This window comes from Halovibrio sp. HP20-59 (assembly GCF_033052795.2).
Classification (GTDB): Bacteria; Pseudomonadota; Gammaproteobacteria; order Pseudomonadales; family Halomonadaceae; genus Vreelandella.
Map to the genome: position 1 here is coordinate 1 of NZ_JAWJUW020000199.1, position 231 is coordinate 231.

General features: G+C 57.6%; 1 protein-coding gene. It reads left to right on the forward strand.

What is annotated here, in order from left to right:
• On the forward strand, positions 1 to 231 hold a 231-nt coding region (locus tag RZA33_RS19855; protein ID WP_317510131.1), incomplete at both ends, for a hypothetical protein.

Here is a 231-nt window from a genome sequence, read left to right on the forward strand (position 1 = left end):
CAGCACTGTCGCTGACGCCGTCGTCGGCGAGCACGCAAGCGACCTTCAATGTCGCCGCCGATCTGATTGATTTCCAGAACGATGTCCGGTTCTTGACCAGTGGTCGGGAAAACGGGACGGGTTACAATCTTGCGGGATTCCAGAACGCGAATTTTGCCAGTCAGGGCGACGTCCGGTTTCTTGCCCCGGTTGCGACACTGGCTGGAATAGCAGAAGCAACCCGCATTCTGA